At 73.0% G+C, this 14,958-nt stretch carries 15 protein-coding genes; 6 read left to right on the forward strand and 9 right to left on the reverse strand.

What is annotated here, in order from left to right; all coding sequences use genetic code 11:
• Positions 1–148: 148 nt before the first annotated feature.
• The 6 genes from ACZ7GX_RS38715 to ACZ7GX_RS38740 form a co-directional block, all read right to left on the reverse strand.
• Positions 149–2,470: an Orn/Lys/Arg family decarboxylase gene (locus ACZ7GX_RS38715; protein WP_498784527.1), complete on the reverse strand. Its 2,322-nt coding sequence runs from the start codon at positions 2,468–2,470 to the stop codon at positions 149–151.
• Between the two features lie 121 nt (positions 2,471–2,591).
• The gene (locus tag ACZ7GX_RS38720; protein WP_498784529.1) at positions 2,592–3,134 is read right to left on the reverse strand and encodes a GNAT family N-acetyltransferase; all 543 of its coding nucleotides are present in this window, start codon (positions 3,132–3,134) and stop codon (positions 2,592–2,594) included.
• Positions 3,135–3,187: 53 nt separating this feature from the next.
• A complete protein-coding gene (locus ACZ7GX_RS38725; protein WP_498784531.1) occupies positions 3,188–4,252 on the reverse strand; it encodes a tartrate dehydrogenase in 1,065 nt (354 codons plus the stop codon).
• Complete coding sequence (locus ACZ7GX_RS38730; RefSeq protein WP_498784533.1) at positions 4,252–5,856, reverse strand: SLC13 family permease; 1,605 nt, start codon at positions 5,854–5,856, stop codon at positions 4,252–4,254. The genes ACZ7GX_RS38725 and ACZ7GX_RS38730 overlap by 1 nt, the downstream gene beginning before the upstream one ends.
• A gap of 101 nt (positions 5,857–5,957) precedes the next feature.
• A complete protein-coding gene (locus ACZ7GX_RS38735) occupies positions 5,958–6,251 on the reverse strand; it encodes a hypothetical protein (protein WP_498784535.1) in 294 nt (97 codons plus the stop codon).
• A gap of 54 nt (positions 6,252–6,305) precedes the next feature.
• Positions 6,306–6,728 (reverse strand): DUF6292 family protein, encoded by a 423-nt coding sequence (locus ACZ7GX_RS38740; protein ID WP_498784537.1) that lies wholly within the window; start codon positions 6,726–6,728, stop codon positions 6,306–6,308.
• 164 nt (positions 6,729–6,892) lie between these two features.
• Here ACZ7GX_RS38740 and ACZ7GX_RS38745 point away from each other — a divergent pair, with 164 nt between their 5' ends.
• From ACZ7GX_RS38745 to ACZ7GX_RS38760, 4 genes are all read left to right on the forward strand, one after another.
• The gene (locus tag ACZ7GX_RS38745) at positions 6,893–7,990 is read left to right on the forward strand and encodes a sensor histidine kinase (RefSeq protein WP_498784539.1); all 1,098 of its coding nucleotides are present in this window, start codon (positions 6,893–6,895) and stop codon (positions 7,988–7,990) included.
• Positions 7,987–8,649 (forward strand): response regulator, encoded by a 663-nt coding sequence (locus tag ACZ7GX_RS38750; RefSeq protein ID WP_498784541.1) that lies wholly within the window; start codon positions 7,987–7,989, stop codon positions 8,647–8,649. The genes ACZ7GX_RS38745 and ACZ7GX_RS38750 overlap by 4 nt, the downstream gene beginning before the upstream one ends.
• 99 nt (positions 8,650–8,748) lie before the next feature.
• On the forward strand, positions 8,749–9,162 hold the full coding sequence (locus ACZ7GX_RS38755) for a hypothetical protein (RefSeq protein WP_498784543.1): 414 nt from the start codon (positions 8,749–8,751) through the stop codon (positions 9,160–9,162).
• Between the two features lie 6 nt (positions 9,163–9,168).
• Positions 9,169–10,578, forward strand: coding sequence for a DJ-1/PfpI family protein (locus tag ACZ7GX_RS38760; protein ID WP_498784545.1), 1,410 nt, complete (start codon positions 9,169–9,171; stop codon positions 10,576–10,578).
• Here the strand turns inward: ACZ7GX_RS38760 and ACZ7GX_RS38765 are convergent.
• Both ACZ7GX_RS38765 and ACZ7GX_RS38770 read right to left on the reverse strand, forming a co-directional pair.
• Complete coding sequence (locus ACZ7GX_RS38765) at positions 10,499–10,864, reverse strand: STAS domain-containing protein (RefSeq protein WP_498784547.1); 366 nt, start codon at positions 10,862–10,864, stop codon at positions 10,499–10,501. The two genes, ACZ7GX_RS38760 and ACZ7GX_RS38765, sit on opposite strands and share 80 nt — an antisense overlap.
• A 91-nt stretch (positions 10,865–10,955) precedes the next feature.
• A complete protein-coding gene (locus ACZ7GX_RS38770; RefSeq protein WP_498784549.1) occupies positions 10,956–11,969 on the reverse strand; it encodes a sigma-70 family RNA polymerase sigma factor in 1,014 nt (337 codons plus the stop codon).
• 252 nt (positions 11,970–12,221) lie between these two features.
• Here ACZ7GX_RS38770 and ACZ7GX_RS38775 point away from each other — a divergent pair, with 252 nt between their 5' ends.
• Complete coding sequence (locus ACZ7GX_RS38775; RefSeq protein ID WP_498784551.1) at positions 12,222–12,920, forward strand: GAF and ANTAR domain-containing protein; 699 nt, start codon at positions 12,222–12,224, stop codon at positions 12,918–12,920.
• A 64-nt stretch (positions 12,921–12,984) separates the two neighbouring features.
• On the forward strand, positions 12,985–13,866 hold the full coding sequence (locus ACZ7GX_RS38780) for an AAA family ATPase (RefSeq protein WP_498784553.1): 882 nt from the start codon (positions 12,985–12,987) through the stop codon (positions 13,864–13,866).
• Between the two features lie 4 nt (positions 13,867–13,870).
• Here ACZ7GX_RS38780 and ACZ7GX_RS38785 read toward each other — a convergent pair whose 3' ends face one another.
• Positions 13,871–14,887 (reverse strand): BUD32 family EKC/KEOPS complex subunit, encoded by a 1,017-nt coding sequence (locus ACZ7GX_RS38785; RefSeq protein WP_498784555.1) that lies wholly within the window; start codon positions 14,885–14,887, stop codon positions 13,871–13,873.
• Positions 14,888–14,958: the final 71 nt, after the last annotated feature.

Raw genomic sequence — 14,958 nt, forward strand, 5'->3', positions numbered from 1 at the left:
GCCCAGGAACTCCACCCTGGTGTTGCCGAAGCGCATGGCCCACCCTCCCGTCGGTCGAGCCGGTCGGCCCGGCTCACCGCCCAGGCGTACGGCGATCGACGACCTCGTGCTTCCCGCGGTCACCCGGTCGGGCGGGTGACGGGGTCCATCACTCGGTGACGCACGAGATCCAGTACTTGCCGCCCTCGTGGTGCACGCCGTGGGTCTCGCTCGCGAAACCCGGGAACCGCCGGTCGAACGCCTCCAGCACGCGCAGGTACCGGGGCAGCGGGCCGTCGGGTGAGCCGACGCGCTCGCCGGGCACCAGCACCGGGATCCCGGGCGGCGTGGTGGTGACCTGGGTGGCCACCACCCGGTCGGCCAGGTCGTCCAGGCCGACCAGCTCGGTCTCGCCGCGGATGAAGCGCTGGTAGGCCTCGGCCGGCGTCATCACCGCCGTGGGCGGCGTGGGGCTGGTGAACGCCTCGTTCAGCAGCTGCACGACCTTGGTGTCGGCGAGGCTGTGGTGCATCTCGTCGCACAGCTGCGGCAACGTCAGCCGCCCGTACCGCTCGGGGTGCGCCTTCACCAGGTCCGGCAGCACCTCGCCCAGCGGCGCCTGCTCGTCGTGCAGCTGCTTGAAGTCGGTGAGCGCGTCGAGCAGCGTGCCCCACTTGCCCTTCGTGATGCCCATGGAGAACAGCACGAGGAACGTGTAGACGTCGGTCTTCTCCACCACGATCCGGCGGGTCTCCAGGTACGCCGTGACGACCCGGGCCGGGATGCCGAACGCCGACACGTCGCCCAGCGCGTCCACGCCGGGGCAGGTGATCGTCACCTTGACCGGGTCGAGCAGGCAGAAGCCGGGTTCGAGGTCGCGGAAGCCGTGCCACGCGGCGTCGGGCTCCAACGTCCAGCAGCCCGGTTCGGTGCGCAGCAGGTCGAGCGGCGCCCGGTCGAACGGCACCCGCTCGCCGGTGGCCGGGTCGGCGACGTCGGTCGGCTGCCAGACGCCGAAGAACCACGGCGGCCGGTCGCCCGCGTCGGCCAGCCGCCTGCCGAGCCGGATCATGGCCTGCCGGAACCGGATCGCCTCGGTGATCGCCTCGGTGGTCAGCCAGTTCCCGGCCGGGCCGTCCATCATGCCCGCCGCGACGTCGCAGGACGCGATCATCGGGTACAGCGGCGACGTGGTGCCGTGCATCATGTACGTCTCGTTGAACCGGGACCGGTCGAACGGCGCCTTGCCGCCGGACTTCACGTGCACCATCGCCGACTGGGACAGCGCGGCCAGCAGCTTGTGCGAGGAGTGCGTGGCGAACACGGTGGGCCGCTGCGCGTCCGGCAGCCCGTCGCCGTCGACCGCCATCCCGTAGCGGCGCGCGTAGAGCGGGTTGAACCGGCCGTAGGCGAACCACGCCTCGTCGAAGTGCAGGGTCCTGGTCGACGCGCCGAGCAGCTCGTTCACCCGCACGGTGTCGTAGCAGAGCCCGTCGTAGGTGGAGTTCGTGACGACCGCGTACGCCGCGTCCCGGCTCACCGCGCCCTGGGCGATCGGCGTGCGTTCGACCTGCGCGCGCACCGCCTCGGCGGTCAACCGCTCCGGCGGGATGGGCCCGGTGATCCCGTAGCCGTTGCGCGTGGGCACGAGGTAGACCGGGCGCGCGCCGGTGAGCGTGACGCCGTGGTTGATCGCCTTGTGGCAGTTGCGGTCCAGCAGGGTGATCTCGTCGTTGGCCACCGCGCTGTGGATGATCATCCGGTTCGACGTGGACGTGCCGTGCAGCACGAAGTAGGTCTCGTCGGCGCCGAAGATGCGGGCGGCGTTGCGCTCGGCCTCGCCGACCGGGCCGGTGTGCTCGAACAGCGAGCCGAGCTCGCCGACCGACACCGAGATGTCGGTGCGGAACAGCCGTTCGCCGAAGTAGTCGAAGAACGCCCGCCCGACCGGCGACTTGAGGAACGCGATGCCGCCCGCGTGCGCCGGCGTGTGCCACGAGTACGGGTGCGTGTCGTCGAACCGGCACAGCTCGCGGAAGAACGGCGGCAGGATGTGGTCGAGGTACGTGCGCGCGGCGAAGTCGATCCGGCCCGCGATGAAGTCCGGCGTGTCCTCCAGCAGCCAGATCCAGCCGTTGATCACCTCGGAGACCCACAGCGGCGTCTCGTCGCTGTAGTCGCCGGTGGTCAGCAGGAACACGGGCAGCCGCGAGGAGAACCGGTCCAGCAGCATCCGCAGCACGCCGCCCTCGACGGCCGGGCCCGTGTCGGGTGGCCGGAGGGTGGCGCCGGCCAGCTCCCAGCTCACGACGGCGGCGGCGAGGTCGGCCTGCGCGGTGATCGCGGCGGCGGCGTCGGTCGCGGAGTGCACGACCATCACGTCGTGCCCGCACTCGCGCAGGTGGGCGCAGACCTGCTCCACCTTCGCCGCCGGCACGGTGTTGTCCTCCGCCGCCCGTTCGGTGGCGATGAGGATGGTTGACCCGGTCATGACGATCATCAGCTCTCTACGCGCGGGGGATCTGCCGAGCGTAGGAAGCGGCGGAGTGGGGCGACGGCTCCGTCACCGGAACGTGGCGGAGCGTCACCCTGCAGTGGGAGAGGCGCTTCGCTCAGTCGAGCGGGTAGTCCATCTCGACCCCGGCCAACGTCACCCCATCGGGGAGCGGAACCCGAGTGCGGTTCACCTCCCGGAACCCGAACGACCGGTACAGCGGCACGCCGGGCAGCGTGGCCATCAGCACCAGCGACCGGAAGCCGGCGGCACGGGCGTCCCGCGCGCACGCGGCGAGCGTCGCGCGGCCCAGCCCACGGCGGGTCCAGTCGGCGCGGACGAACATCGCCCGCACGCGGGCGGGCTCGACGGCCGGGTCGAGCAGGCGGCCGTCGGCGGGCCGGTCGCCCGAGCCGGTGTAGAGCTTGTCCCGCTTGCTCCACCCGCCGCAGGCCACGACCTCCCCCGCCACCTCGTGCACGAAGTAGGTGCCGTCCTCGATCAGCACCACGTCGGGTTCGGTGAGGTAGCGGGCCGCACTGGCGGTCTCGCGCTCGTCGTGGAAGCGCGGGAACAGCTCCAGCACCGACCGGCGCATGAGCGCGGCGATCCCCGGCACGTCCGACCGCACCGCCACGCGCTGCACGGGCGAATCCCCCACGCGTCCCCTCCCACCGTCGGCGACGATCATCCCACCCGTCGACGGCCGGAGGGTCAGGCCAGGTGCGCGAGCAGCGCGTCGGTCGCCTCCCGGGTGGACGCCGTGCCGCCGACGTCGGCCGTCCTGGTGGCGGGGCGGGCGAGCACGGCCTCGATCGCCGCCATCACGTCCGCCGCGGCGTCGGGGTGGCCCAGGTGCTCGAGCATGAGCGCGGCCGACCAGACCGCGCCGACGGGGTTGGCGACGCCACGGCCCGCGATGTCGGGCGCGGACCCGTGCACCGGCTCGAACATCGACGGGTGGGTGCGCGTGGGGTCGAGGTTGGCCGACGGCGCGATGCCGATGCTGCCGGCCACGGCGGCGGCCAGGTCGCTGAGGATGTCGCCGAACAGGTTCGAGCCGACCACGACGTCGAACCGCTCCGGCTGGAGCACGAACTTCGCCGCCAGCGCGTCGACGTGCTCCTGGTCCCACCGCACGTCCGGGTGCTCGGCGGCCCGTTCGGCGACGATCTCGTCCCAGAACGGCAGGGTGTGCACGATGCCGTTGGACTTGGTGGCGGAGGTGAGCAGGCCGCGGCGACCGGCGGCGAGCCGGAACGCGTAGTCGACGACCCGGGTCACCCCGGCCCGGGTGAAGATCGACTCCTGGATCGCCAGCTCGTCCGGGAAGCCGCGGTTGAGCCGGCCGCCGACCTCGCTGTACTCCCCCTCCACGTTCTCCCGCACGACCACGAGGTCCACGTCGCCGGCCCGGACGTGCCGCAGCGGGCTGTCGAGCCCGTCGAACACCCGGATCGGCCGCAGGTTGACGTACTGCCGGAAGGCGCGCCGGATCGGGATGAGCAGTCCCCACAGCGACACGTGGTCGGGCACGTCGGGCCACCCCACCGCACCGAGCAGCACGGCGTCGAAGCCGCGCAGGGCGTCGAGCCCGTCGGCCGGCATCATCGCCCCTTCGGCGAGGTAGCGCCGGCACGACCAGTCGAACTCCACGCAGGACAGTCCGACGCCGTGCCGCGCCGACACCGCGTCGAGCACCTCCCGGGCCGCCCCGATCACCTCCGGGCCGATGCCGTCGCCGGGGATGACCGCGATCCGGTGCGTGGTCGCGGGCATCAGCCACCGATCCCGAGCAACGCCACCATGACCGGCAGGCCGAGGAGGATCAGCACGGCGCCGAGCACGTCGAACGAGACGCCGGACCTGATCATCTTGGTGATCGGCACCACGCCGGAGCCGTAGACGACCGCGTTCTGCGGTGTCGACACCGGCAGCATGAACCCGAACGACGCGGCGAACGTCGCGGCCAGCGCGGGCACGAACGGGTCCGCGCCGGCCGCCACCGCGATCGGGATGACGATCGGGACGACCACGGCCGCCGACGCGGTGTTGCTGGTCGTCTCCGACACCACGATCGCGAGCACGACGGCGAAGATCGTGATGGGCACCACGCTGGTCAGTCCGAGCGCGCCGGACGCGGCCTCGCCGAGGGTCTCGGCCAGGCCGGTGCTCGCCAGCAGCGAACCGAACACGATGCCGGTGCCGAACAGCAGGATCGTGCCCCAGTCGATCTGCGCGGCGTCGCGCCAGCGCAGCGTGAACTCGCGCTGCCGCCAGTCGGTCGGCAGCAGGTACAGCAGGGACGCGCCGAGCACGGCCACGATGCCCTCGTCGAGCCGGTCGCTGATCGCGGCGTAGACGTCCGAGTCGTTGCCCGCCACCAGCGCGACGACGCCGGGCACGATCCACAGGGTCACCGTGACGCCGAACGCGATCAGGGTGTTCTTCTCCGCGCGCGACAGCGGGCCCATGGCGGCCCGCTCCCCCGCCACGTACTCGGCGACGCCCTCGATGCGCCGGATCTCCGGCCGGTTGAGCAGCAGCAGGACGACCGCCAGCGCGACGAACATGAGCGCGCAGATCGGCAGCGCGGTGGCCGTCCACTGGGCGAACGAGATCCGCTCGCCGGTCGCCTCCTCGATCAGGCCGCGCCCGATCAGGTTCGGCGGCGTGCCGACCGGGGTGAGCAGGCCGCCCACGCTCGCGCCGTAGGCCAGCATGAGCATGATCGCCGCGCCGACCCGCAGCCGCAGCGGGTCGAAGTCGGCCGCCACCAGGCCCCGGTCCTGCAACAGCTTCGCGATGACGCCGAGGATGCCCAGCGCCGTCGGCAGCAGCATCGCCACCGTGGCCGTGTTGGACACGAACGCGGACAGCACGCAGGTGATGCCGCCGAACGCGACGATCACCCCGGTGGTCGACCCGCCGACCCGGGGCAGGGACAGGATCCGGAACGCGAACCGGCGCGCGAGGCCGTGCTTGAGCATCGCCTGCGCCAGGATGAACGCGCCGATGAACGTGAAGATCGTCGACGAGCCGAACGGGCGCAGCGCGGTGTCGGGCGGCACCACGTTCAGGATGACGATGAACGCGACCCCGATCAGGCCGCCGACCGGGATCGGCACCGCCTCGGTGATCCACAGCACGATGACGCCGAGCAGGATCCCGCCGAGCGTCTGCTGGTTGCCCGGGATGTCCAGCGGCAGGGCCAGGAACACGACCGCGACGAGCGGGGCGAGCCACAACCCGACCGTCCGGCGACCGCGCTCGAACCTCTCCTCGGCGGGTGACAGCCGCTGCTCCGCGAGACCGCGGTAGGTCGAGTGACCGAGCAGGGCCTTGTCGACGTCGGTCCGGTTCGCGGGCTTCCCGTCAGCCATCGTCAGCCTCCCGTCGTCCGCACCCAGCGTGGCACCGCCGACCACGACTGGCTACCACCGACAGCGGCAACGGCGGTCAGGCCACCGGAGTGAACGATCGGCTACGGGCGCGGGCGGTGGCGGGTCCACTTGCGCCCCGACCGCTCGGCGCGCGGGGTGGTCGCGGCGACGCAGCGGGGGCACAGCCACAGGTTCGGCTCGGCGGTCCGGGAGAGCCAGACCGCGTCCGGCCACGGCACGTGCCGGAACCGGCCGAGGCGGCTGCGGCTCAGGGCTTGGCCGCACAGCGTCTGGTTGGCTCCGGGCGCCCACGCGTGCACGTCGCCGGACGGCTGCCGGACGCCCTCTTCGTCGACCCACTGGCTCGATGCCGCCACGTACGGCTGAGCAGTCATGGCGACGGTGTACCCGGTCGCCGTGCGGCCGACACCGCGGTCCTCAGTGGACGGTCAGGTTCGGCGTGGAACCGGCACGAGCGCGGCGGCGGTGTAGGGCGTCAGGGTGCGGAGCAGGTCGTCGGGAGCTCTCTCCGCTCGGGGCACGGGCATCCGGTCGCCGCGGAACAGGCCGCGGACCCAGCGGGCGACCGCTTTCGGCGGCGGCACGACGTCCGGGCCGAACCGCGCCTGGACGATGACGTCCTCGCCGCTGTGCGTCTCCACCGCGGCCGACCACCCGCGCTCCTCGTCCCAGAGCAGCGCCACGTCCCGGTCGGGGAACCCGGGCAGCCTGCCGTCCAGCGCCAGGTATGCGCCGGCGGGCCGTTCCGCCTGCACGTACGAGCACTCGCCGCTGAGCCCCAGTTCCTCGGTGACCAGCCGGACGTAGCCGCGCAGGCCCCACATCAACGCGTCGTCGAAGTCCAGTTCCATCGCGCATCGCCGCCTTCTCCCGACCACTCGGGGTGTCGACGCGCCGACTGTTTGACGCACTGGGCAGTTACCCCGTCCGGGTGAGAGCCGAACCCGCTGGAGGTACTGTTTCGATCCAGACCACCGGGTTGACCATGGCGTTCGGGGTCGAGCACAGTGGTCGCGTGCAAAGGGCGTTGAGCATCCTGACCGTGCTCGCGTACGTGACGCTGCCGCTCGGGTCGGAGAGCTTCGAGCAGCTGCTCGTGCCGACGCTGCTCGTCGGCTCGGTTTACGGCGCGCTGGCGGTCTTCGGCTTCCCGTTCGCGCAACGGCGGGGCCGGGTGTTCGCGGCGGCGTACGTCCTGGTGCAGCTGCCGTTGGGGTTCGTGCTGTTCGCGCTGTCCGGCGCGGCGGTCGGGTCGGTGCTGCTGCTGGTGGTGCTGGTCGCGCAGAGCGTGCTGCTGCTGCCGCTGCCGGTCGCCGCCGCGGTGGCCGCGGTCATCCCGTTGATCCACGTGGAGATGGAGTGGCCCGCCGGGCTGCGCGAAGGGCTGGGCACGTTGGCCGTCACCGCGTTCACGGTCGTCATCACGGAGTTGCTGGTGCGCGAGCAACGCGCCCGCGCGGCACTCGCGGTGGCCAACGAGCGGCTGCGCGGGTACGCCGCCCAGGCCGAGCAGCTCGCGACCACGCAGGAGCGCAACCGGGTCGCCCGCGACATCCACGACGGCCTCGGCCACCACCTGACCGTCGTGCAGATGCTCCTGCAGGCGGCACGCGCGGTGATCGGCACCGCCGAGCCCGAGCGGCTCGACGCGATGCTGGCCAAGGCGCAGGACCAGTCGAAGCAGGCGCTGGCCGAGGTGCGCCGCTCGGTCGCCGCGCTGCGCGAACCCCGGTCCGAGCCGCTGGTGGACGCGTTGCGCGCGTTGGCGTCCGAGACCACCGAGGCGGGGGTGCCGACCGGGTTCGAGGTGCGCGGCGCGGCCCGGGCCGGCCGCGCGGAGGTCGACGAGTCGTTGTTCCGGGCCGCCCAGGAGGGGTTGACCAACGTCCGCAAGCACGCCGACGCGACCGCCGCGACCGTCGTGCTCGACTACGAGCGCGAGGACCTGGTCCGGTTGGAGGTGCGCGACGACGGCCGCGGGGTGGTCGACCGGTCCGGTGAGGGGTTCGGGCTGGTCGGGCTCGAGGAACGGGTGGCCGGGCTCGGCGGCCGGGTGTCGGTCGACTCGACCGCCGGGCACGGCGTGACGCTGACCGTCGAGGTGCCGGCATGACGACGCCCGACCCGCCCGTCCGCGTCCTGATCGTGGACGACCAGGCCCTGTTCCGGGAGGCGCTGGCGACGTTGCTCGAGGTCCAGCCGGAGATCGAGGTGGTCGGCGAGGCGGGCGACGGCGAGCAGGCCGTGCGGCGGTGCGCCGAGCTGCGGCCCGACGTGGTGCTGATGGACCTGAGGATGCCGGTGCTGGACGGCATCGCGGCCACGAACCGGCTGCGGGTGGAGCAGCCCGGGGTGCGGGTGCTGGCGCTGACCACGTTCGACGACGACGCCGACGTGTTCGCGGCGTTGCGCGCCGGTGCGCTGGGCTACCTGCTCAAGGACGTCTCGTCGGCCCGGCTGGTCGAAGCCCTGGTCGCCGCGCGGCGCGGCGAATCGGTGCTGCAACCGTCGGTGGCGGCGAAGCTCGTGGCGCGGGTGGCGCAACTGCCGCACGAGGACGTGCCGCCCCGTCAGCCGCCCGTGCCGCTGTCCGAGCGCGAGCTCGACGTCGTCCGGCTGCTCGCCGAGGGCCGCAGCAACCGCGAGATCGCCGGCCGCCTCTTCCTGGCCGAGGGCACGGTGAAGAACCTCGTCACCGGCGTGCTGGCCAAGCTCCAGGTGCGCGACCGCACGCAGGCCGCCCTGCGGGCGCGCGAGCTCGGGCTCTGCTGAGGTCATGTGACCTCACGCATGACCTTCGGCACCTGACCGCGCCGCACCGGCGGCCCAGGATCTCTGTTGCGCACAGGCAATCGCAACGGAGGAGCCGTGATGAGTTCGGAACAGACGATCACCACCGGTCGGAGGGCCAAGCGGACCGGTGCCGTGCTGCGCTTCGCCCGGCACGCGCTGGAGATGGCCGTCGCCATGGTGGTGGGCATGGTGGCCCTGGAACCGGTCTGGTCGTTCGCCTGGCCGGGCCTGGCCGACAACGTCACCGCGCACGTGCTGGTGATGGCGACCGACATGTCGCTGGGCATGGCGCTGTGGATGCGGATCCGCCGGCACGGGTGGGCGGGCATCGCCGAGATGTCGGCCGCGATGTACGTGCCGTACGTGGTGCTGCTGCCGTTCCACTGGGCCGACGCCCTGTCCGGTTCGGCGCTGATGACCGCCGGTCACGTGCTGATGGTCCCGGCGATGCTGGTCGCGATGCTGCGCCGCCGCCACGACTACGGGTGCTGACCGGCCATGCGCACCCTCCCACGGATCACGGGCGCCGCGCTGGTGGTCCTGCTCGCCGCCCTCGCCCTGCCGACCGCGTTCGGCGCACCGACCGTCCGCGCCGCGTTCGACGACCTGAACGCGCCGCGTGCCGACGGCGCCGCGCCACCGCCCGCACCGGTGGCGCACGACCCGGCCAAGCCGACCGCCGTCGTCGTGGTCGGCGACCGCGGCGCCGTCGTGTCCGACACGCTGGCCCCCTACGAGATCCTGGCCACGACCGGGGCGTTCAACGTCTACGCGGTCGCGCCGTCCGGCCGCCCGGCGCCGCTGACCGGCGGCCTCGACCTGGTGCCGGACCTCACGTTCGCCGGGTTGGCCGACCTGCTCGGGGACGAGGCCGCCGACGTGGTGGTCGTGCCGGCGATGCCGGACCTCGGCGAGAGCACGACGAAGCCGGTCACGGACTGGGTGAAGGGGCAGGCGGCCGGCGGCGCGCTGCTGCTCGGCGTGTGCAACGGGTCCGGGATCCTCGCCTCGGCGGGCCTGCTCGACGGCCGTGACGCCACCGCGCACTGGCTGCGCCTGGACGCGTTCGAGGACGACTACCCGGCCGTCGACTGGGCCCGCGGCACGCGGTACGTGGACGACGGCGACGTGATCACGACAGCCGGGATCCTGTCCGGTGTCGACGGCACGCTGCGCGTGGTCGAACGGCTGGTCGGGCCGGACGCCGCGGCCGAGGCGGCGGAGGCGACCGGCTGGCCGCACTACCACCGGGGCGTCCCGGCCTCGATGGCGCAGGCTGACGTGCGGCCGGCCGACGCCGTCGTGGCGTTCAACACGGCGTTCGGCTGGGACCGCGACCGGACCGGCGTGCTGCTCACCGACGGCGTCGGCGAGATCGAGCTGGCGTCGGTCTTCGACACCTACGGCCAGTCGTTGGCCGTCCGCACGGTGGCCGTCACGCCCGGTGGCGAGCCGGTGCGGTCGCGGCACGGGTTGACGTTCGCGCCGAGGGCGGACCCGACCGCAGCCGGCGGCCTGGACCGCCTGGTCGTGCCCGGTGAGGGTGCCGCGCGACGGCAGGCAGCGGACCGGTACGCCGGTCTGGAGCCGGTCTACCTGCACCAAGAGGGCGGTTTCCCGTTCGACGGCGTGCTGCGCGACCTCGCGCGCACCACCGACGTGGCCACGGCGACGTGGACGGCGAGGGTGCTGGAGTACCCGACCGACCACCTCGCGCTCAGCGGGTCGGCCTGGCCGTGGAACGAGACGCTGCGGCCGTTCGGGCTGGCCTTCCTCGGCGTCCTCGCGGCGCTCGGCCTGCTCCGGTGGTCGCGGGCCCGGCGAGCGGTCAGGTCGACACCAGCCGCACGGCCGCGACCGCCTCGTCCACGGACGCGTGCAGCGGCAGCGCCCCGTCCACTTGGCTGATCTGCAACGGCCGCAGCACGGCCCGGGTGTTCGCCACCACGGCGAACGGGATGCGCAGCCGGTTCGCCCGGTGGTGGGAGTTGACCAGCATCGCGATGCCGACCGAGCCCATGAACTCGAGCTCGCCCAGGTCGAGCACCACCCCCGGCGGGCGCGACTCGAACACGGCGTCGAGCTCGGCCACGACCGGCTGGTGCGTGGCGGCGTCGAGCGCGCCGGACAGGTTCACCAGCAGGATGCCGCGGTCCAGTTCGGTGGTGGTCAGGTGGTGGGCGGGCTCGGTCATGGCGAACGCTCCTCGCGGTCGGAGACCACCGAGCCTGCTACCCCCGGGCGCGGGCCGCAAAACCTGGCCCGGGGGCCCGCTCGTCCCCTGCTCACCCAGCCAGGGCGAGGAGGCTCCGATTGCGCTCGGGGTCGCGCAGCAGGCGGATGGACTCCTTCTCCAGCTGCCGCACGCGCTCCCGGGTGAGGCCGAGCTCCTCGGCCAGCTCCTGGAGGCTGCGGGGCCGCCCGTCGGCCAGCCCGTAACGCTCGGTGAGGATCCGTGCCTGCCGCTCGGGCAGCGTGCGCACCAGGGCGCGCAGCTCCTCGGAGAGCTCCTGCTGCTCGACCGCCTCCTGTGCGTCCACGGCCTCGACGTCCTCGATCAGGTCGGCCACGGACGCGCCGCCGTCGTCGCCGATCGGCGTTTCCAGGCTCAGGGCGGTGCGGCTGGCGGCCATCAGCTCGACGACCCTGGTCACCGGCATCTTCGCCGCCTCGGCGATCTCGTCCGGGGTGGGCTCGCGGTCGGTCTCCAGGCGCAGCCGCTGCTCGGCCTTGCGCAGCTTGCCCACTTCCTCGTGGACGTGCATCGGCAGCCGGATCGTCCTGGTCTGCTCGGCCAGGCCGCGTTCGATGGCCTGGCGGACCCACCAGACCGCGTACGTGGAGAACTTGAAGCCCTTGGCGTAGTCCCACTTCTCCACCGCGCGGATCAGGCCCAGGTTGCCCTCCTGGACCACGTCCAGCATCGGCAGGCCGCGGAACGAGTGCTTCTTGGCCACCGACACCACCAGGCGCAGGTTCGCCCGGATCATGTGGTCCTTGGCACGCCTGCCCTGTTCGGCGACGGTGCGCAGCGCTCGGTGACGCTCAGCGTCCGGCGGCGGGCCGTCGCCCTCGTCGGACCTGCGCAGCAGTTCGGCCGCGTACACGCCGGCCTCGATGCGCTTGGCCAGCACGACCTCTTCGTCGGCGGTGAGCAGGGGCGTGGCCGTGAGCTCGCGCAGGTAGCGGCCGACGAGGTCGGCCTCGCGCGCACCCTCGCGCACGGTCGCGGTCGGGCGGGGCTCGCGCGGCTCGCGGGTCGGGCGGGTCTGGCGGGGCATCTCCACCGTCAACGACATGGTCGTCTCCTTGCCGGATCGCACCCGCGCACGGGTGACATGCGGGGTTCCTGGGGATTTCGAGGGCCGTCCGCCGGTCTGACGGCTTCGGACGACTTTCGCCCCGCGCACCTCGGGCAGGGCCGACGCACGTTCCAACGGAACGGTTCCGGCTCGTATTCCAGCCGAGATGGCGGTGTGGGCGTGGGCGTGACGGGGCACACCCCAAGTGCTGTCGCACGGTTCGGACGACGAGTTCAGCGGAGGTGGCTGGTGACGGACGACACGACCGGCGACGACCTGGCCGCCAGGCTGAACGAGGTCGCCCGCACCCTGCACCGGCAGGACAGCGCCCAGGACACGTTGGACGAGATCGTGCGCGCGGCCGTGGAGACCATCCCCGGCGCCTGGCACGCCGGGATCATGACGATCGTGGGCAAGCGCGACGTCCGGACCGTCGCGACGACCAGCGACGTGCCGCGTGACGTGGACCAGGTGCAGTTCGACACAGGCCAGGGACCGTGCCTGTCCGCGCTCTACCAGCAGAAGATCGTCTCCGCGCCCGACCTGGCCGCGGAGACGCGGTGGCCGCTGTTCGCCAAGCGCGCGCGGGCGCTGGACGTGGCCAGCATGCTGTCGTTCCGCCTGTACGTGGAGGGTGACGACCTCGGCGCCTTGAACCTGTACTCGCCGGACACGCGTGCGTTCGACGAGGAGTCCGAGCACGTGGGCCTGCTCTTCGCCGGGCACGCCGCCGTGGCGCTGGCCACCGCCCAGGAGCGCGAGCACCTGGCCGACGCGGTGCAGACGCGGGACCTGATCGGGCAGGCCAAGGGCATCCTGATGGAACGGCACCGGCTCACCGCCGACCAGGCCTTCTCCGTGCTCGTGCGGGCCAGCCAGCAGAGCAACCTGAAGTTGCGCGTCCTGGCCGAGCGGCTCACCCGGACGGGTCAACTTCCGTCCGGCTGAGCCCGCTTCCCCCGGTGTCCGACGGGCGCGCGATCATGGTGGTCCCACCACCGATCGGAGTCCCGTGGCCGACCTCCCGGTGCACCCGTCAGCCGTCGACCTGCTCGCGGACCCGGGCGGCCCCAAGGACGGGATCGCGGCCGAGTTGGCGGCACGGGTGGGGCTCACGGCAATCGACGTGCTGGAGCGAGGAGTGCTGCCGGCGGCGGCGTCGGCGGAGGCCGAACGGCTCGGTGACGTGGTCGTGCGGCCGGAGCACGTGGTGCTGGGCTGGGTGCGCGCGGTCGAGGAGCGTGGCGCACGGCCGCCGGGCGTGCCGTCGCTGGAGGTCGCGCGTGAACGGTTGCAGGCGTTGATGGCCGAACGCGCGCAGGCCGAGTACGAGGCGCTGCGGCCGATCCCGCGCCCGGACGCCGTGCGGCGGCCCCGGACGGTCCTGCTGGCGGGCGTGCCGGGCACGGGCAAGAGCACGCTGGCGGAGGCCCTGGCCTGGCGGCTCACCGCGCCGGTGTTCTCGATGGACTGGCAACTGGGCGCGCTGCTGCCGTTCGGCGGGCTGCGGACGGACAACACGACGCACCTGGCGGAGCTGAACCTGACCGCGTCGGTGGCGCGGCAGCTCCAGCTGGGTCTCGACGTGATCGTGGACGCGACCGGGCACCGCCGGGAGGCGCGGCGGCGGTGGCGGTCGGTCACCGAGCGGTTGGGCGGGGTGTTCGTCGGCGTGGAGTGCGTGTGCTCGGACGAGGCGGTGCAGCGCGGCCGGGTCGAGGGCCGGGCGCGCGGGATCCCCGGCTGGCCCGCGACGGTGTCGTGGGACCACGTGCTGCGGATGAAGCAGCGGTGGGAGAGCTGGGACGAACCGCACCTCGTGGTGGACTCCGCGACCGAACCGCCCGAGGTCGTCCTGCGCCGCGTGCTCGATCACTGCGCGTCGCTGGAGTAGGGGCCTACCCGCGCGGGACGTCGTCGGCTTCGGGGTACTCGGCGTCGACCTCGCCGTCGAACAGGCGCCAGTAGAAGGCGTTCAGCCGGGCGGCGGCGGGCGCGTGCCGGGACAGGATCGCGGCGACGGCGGGCGGCACGTCGTCCGGGATGTCGCCGGCGGCGCACCGGCGGACGTAGGCGTTGCGGGCCGTGGGGACGTCACCGGGCGGCACGCGCACCCCGCACACGTCGGTGACCAGCCAGTTCACCAGGCGCATGGCGGCGTAACCGGCGTCGTGCGAGGCGTTGCGCCGGACGAACTCCCGTTCGGCGGCCGTCAGCTCGAAACGCGGCGACGTGACCAGCCCGAAGTCGGTCAGGTAGATCCGCTCGCCGTCGGTGCGCATGTTGCCGAGGTGCGCGTCCATGTGCAGCAGGTCGCGGTCGCGCAGGAACGCCGCGGTCTCGGAGAACTGCCGTTCGACCGCCTCGGCCTTGCTCGCGGGATCCTCGGCCAGCCACCCCTCCACGGGGTGCGGGACGTACTCGAAGAACAGCACGAGGCTGCGCGTCGCGGCGGCCAGCGCTTCGAGGCGTGCCCGAACGGCCGTGCTGCCGCCCATCAGGGCCACGACCTCGTCCACGTCGGCGTGCTCGGCGGCGACGGGCGCGCGGCCGGGCAGCACGCGCCAGTGGTGCAGCAGCGGGAACGCCGCCGTCTCGCCCGCGAGCACCGCGTCGGTCACGATCCGGTTCGCGGCCAGTTCGCGCCACGCGGTGAACGACGGTCCGCCGATGCCGTACTGGCAGGACACCGGCAGGTCGAAGAGGTTCGCGGTGGAGTGCGGCCGGGCGAACTCCCGGTCGGTCAGCGGGACGCGTTTGACGAACACCGGCGTGCCGTCGACGTCGAGCACCGAGGAGCCGCCGCCCACGCCGCTGTGGTCGTCCGTGCCGACGACCGCTTCGAGCTCCCGGTCGCGGTACGAGGCGAGGACGGCCGACAGCCGCTCGTGGTCGGCGCGGCGGGAGGTGATCACGTCCCGATCATCCCGCAACGGCCGGCCGGCGTCCCGGCGCACGGAAAATCCCGGTCGGTACCGGCCCCCGA

This window comes from Actinosynnema sp. NPDC037264 (assembly GCF_055603705.1).

Coding starts and splice junctions, on each gene's coding strand:
- ACZ7GX_RS38715 (WP_498784527.1), bottom strand. CDS start 2,470: ATGACCGGGTCAACCATCCTCATCGCCACCGAACGGGCGGCGGAGGAC.
- ACZ7GX_RS38725 (WP_498784531.1), bottom strand. CDS start 4,252: ATGCCCGCGACCACGCACCGGATCGCGGTCATCCCCGGCGACGGCATC.
- ACZ7GX_RS38730 (WP_498784533.1), bottom strand. CDS start 5,856: ATGGCTGACGGGAAGCCCGCGAACCGGACCGACGTCGACAAGGCCCTG.
- ACZ7GX_RS38735 (WP_498784535.1), bottom strand. CDS start 6,251: ATGACTGCTCAGCCGTACGTGGCGGCATCGAGCCAGTGGGTCGACGAA.
- ACZ7GX_RS38740 (WP_498784537.1), bottom strand. CDS start 6,728: ATGGAACTGGACTTCGACGACGCGTTGATGTGGGGCCTGCGCGGCTAC.
- ACZ7GX_RS38750 (WP_498784541.1), top strand. CDS start 7,987: ATGACGACGCCCGACCCGCCCGTCCGCGTCCTGATCGTGGACGACCAG.
- ACZ7GX_RS38755 (WP_498784543.1), top strand. CDS start 8,749: ATGAGTTCGGAACAGACGATCACCACCGGTCGGAGGGCCAAGCGGACC.
- ACZ7GX_RS38760 (WP_498784545.1), top strand. CDS start 9,169: ATGCGCACCCTCCCACGGATCACGGGCGCCGCGCTGGTGGTCCTGCTC.
- ACZ7GX_RS38765 (WP_498784547.1), bottom strand. CDS start 10,864: ATGACCGAGCCCGCCCACCACCTGACCACCACCGAACTGGACCGCGGC.
- ACZ7GX_RS38770 (WP_498784549.1), bottom strand. CDS start 11,969: ATGTCGTTGACGGTGGAGATGCCCCGCCAGACCCGCCCGACCCGCGAG.